At 60.8% G+C, this 2571-nt stretch carries 3 pseudogenes; 2 read left to right on the top strand and 1 reads right to left on the bottom strand.

The features are described 5' to 3' along the window. Positions 1-32: 32 nt before the first annotated feature. A pseudogene (locus tag WH91_RS26245) lies at positions 33-728 on the top strand (transposase); the annotation flags it as partial. A gap of 41 nt (positions 729-769) precedes the next feature. Here WH91_RS26245 and WH91_RS19745 read toward each other — a convergent pair. Further along, positions 770-1992 (bottom strand): annotated as a pseudogene (locus tag WH91_RS19745) (IS256 family transposase). 49 nt (positions 1993-2041) lie between these two features. On the opposite strand from WH91_RS19745, the pseudogene WH91_RS19740 reads away from it, so the two are divergent. Then, positions 2042-2542, top strand: a pseudogene (locus tag WH91_RS19740) (IS30 family transposase); the annotation flags it as partial. Between the last annotated feature and the right edge of the window lie 29 nt (positions 2543-2571).

The following is a 2571-nucleotide window of genomic DNA, read 5'->3' as shown; positions in this document are numbered from 1 at the left end:
CACCATTAATCTGGAAGGAATGGGGGTGTCGCATGGTGGCGTCACGGATCCGGTTTACTTCAGCGCAGAAGGCCGAGCTGTCGGAGCGATGGAAGCAAGGTCAGAGCATTTCATCGATCTCGCGGTCACTGGATCGCCGGACCAAGGGCGGCGTTCAGCGGATCATATCCTTGTATGGTGGCATTGCTCCGCCAGCAAGGCGTAGAGCGGCTTCAGCGCTGGAGCTGGGGGAGCGCGAAGAGATCTCTCGCGGGATTGCAGCGGGTCTTGCAATCCGCGCTATTGCACGAAGTCTGGGGCGATCGCCATCAACGATAAGTCGCGAGATCTCGCGCAATGGCGGTGTACAATCGTATCGCGCAACCCGGGCCGACAAGCGTGCTTGGGAGCGATCGCTTCGACCCAAGCAGTGCCGGCTGGCATGCTCTGGACGGCTCCGATGGCGGGTTGCGCAAAAGCTGGCGCTGCAATGGTCGCCGGAGCAGATAGCGGGCTGGCTGAGGCGAGTATACCCGGGCGATCCAGACATGCGGATATCTCATGAAGCGATCTATCGCAGCCTGTTCGTCCAGTCACGAGGGGTGCTCAAAAAGGAGCTGACCGCGCATCCGCGCACCAAACGTCAAATGCGCCTTGCCAAAGGTGCCCAGAGCCGAACGGGGCAAGGACAAATTCTCGATATGGTCTCCATCCGTGAGCGTCCTGCCGAGGCTGAAGACCGCGCCATCCGGGAGTGTCGGAATTTCCGTGTGCGGGGGGCGATTGAACATTACGCCGCCATGGCCCGGATGAAGCGCTCGCCGAAGATGACGGCAAACTGCGCCTTGGCTATGGACCACTCACGTGGCGGCATTTTCCACTCTTCTGCGATCGGTTCAAGATCAGATAGAGCAGCTTGGTGGCGGCATCGTCGCTGGGGAAGTGTCCCCTGGCCCTAACCGCCCGCCTGAGCTTGGAGTTTAGAGCCTCAATGGCGTTGGTGGTGTAGACGATCCTGCGGACCTCGTCGGGAAAAGCGAAGAACGGGATAACCTCGCTCCAGGCACGCCGCCAGCACTGGCCGATGGCGGGATAGCGCTGTCCCCAGGAACCGGCCTCGAACGCCGTCAGCGCCGTTTCGGCCGCATCGGCATCGGTGGCGCGGTAAATATCCTTGAGCGCCGTCGCCAACCCCTTGCGGTCCTTCCATGAGACAAAGTCCATCGAGTTGCGCAGCAGATGGACGATGCAGGTCTGAACGGCCGTTTCGGGGAGCACGGCGGTAATCGCCTCGGGGAAGCCCTTGAGGCCGTCAACGACGGCCAACAGGATATCCTCGGTGCCGCGGTTCTTGAGTTCGTTCATCACCCGCAGCCAGAACTTGGCGCCTTCATTCTGCTCGAGCCACAGGCCGAGCACTTCCTTGGCGCCATCGGCGCGGACGCCCAGCGCGATGTGGATCGCCTTGTTGCGGACCATCCCTTCATCGCGGATCTTGACCCGGATCGCGTCGAAGAAGACCAGCGGATAAATCGGATCAAGCGGCCGCTGCTGCCAGGCGGCAACTTCATCGAGCACCGCATCCGTCACCGTTGAGATCAGGTCCGGGGAAACATCGATGCCGTAGAGATCGCGCAGGTGCCCGGTGATCTCGCGCGTGCTCATGCCACGCGCGTACATCGACACGATCTTGTCATCGAACCCAGGAAAGCGGCGCTGATACTTGGCGATCAGTTGCGGATCAAAACTGGCCTGACGGTCGCGCGGCACGTCTATCGCCATCGTGCCGGTCTCGGTCATCACCGTCTTGCGACCATAGCCGTTGCGCATGTTGCCGGCGCCATCGTCGCCGGCCAGATGATGATCCATCTCCGCGTTCAACGCCCGCTCCGTCAGCGCCTTCTTGAGCGCATCAAGCAAGCCGCCTTGCTCAAAGGCAGCACTGGCCGCATCACCAGCCAGCAGTTGGTCGAGAAGGTCATTCGGTATTGGAGGCTCTTTGCGTCGAGACATATGGGACTCCTTATTTACCCATGATGCCCGCCCACACACCAAAATCCTGACAGTCCCCATCCGTGAGCGTCCTGCCGAGGCTGAAGACCGCGCCATCCCAGGTCATTGGGAGGGTGACCTACTCGCCGGTGCGAACGACACCAACATCGACACTCTCGTCGAGCGACACAGCCGGTTCACGATGCTTGTGAAATTGGCGAGAAGGGACTCGGCGACCGTGGTGGCAGCCCTTGCCAAGGCGATCGGCACATTGCCCGAAGAGTTGCGCCGCTCGTTGACATGGGACCAGGGCAAGGAGATGGCTCGTCACAAGAGCTTCACCATCGCAACCGACCTGCAAGTCTATTTCTGCGATCCACGCAGTCCTTGGCAACGCGGCAGCAACGAAAACACCAACGGCCTGCTCAGGCAGTACTTCCCCAGATCAACCAACCTGTCTCAGGTCTCGCAGGACCAACTCGACGCCGTCGCCCTGCAGCTCAATCAACGACCCCGAAAAACCCTAAACTTCGAAACGCCGGCCGATAGGCTGCAGAAGGTGTTGCAATGACCAGTTGAACTCACCGCCCCAAGTCGGCC

The sequence above is a fragment of the Devosia psychrophila genome (genome assembly GCF_000971275.1).
Lineage (GTDB): Bacteria > Pseudomonadota > Alphaproteobacteria > Rhizobiales > Devosiaceae > Devosia > Devosia psychrophila.
The sequence above is the reverse complement of the archived record's forward strand: the minus strand, read 5'-3'. Positions and strand labels throughout refer to the sequence as shown.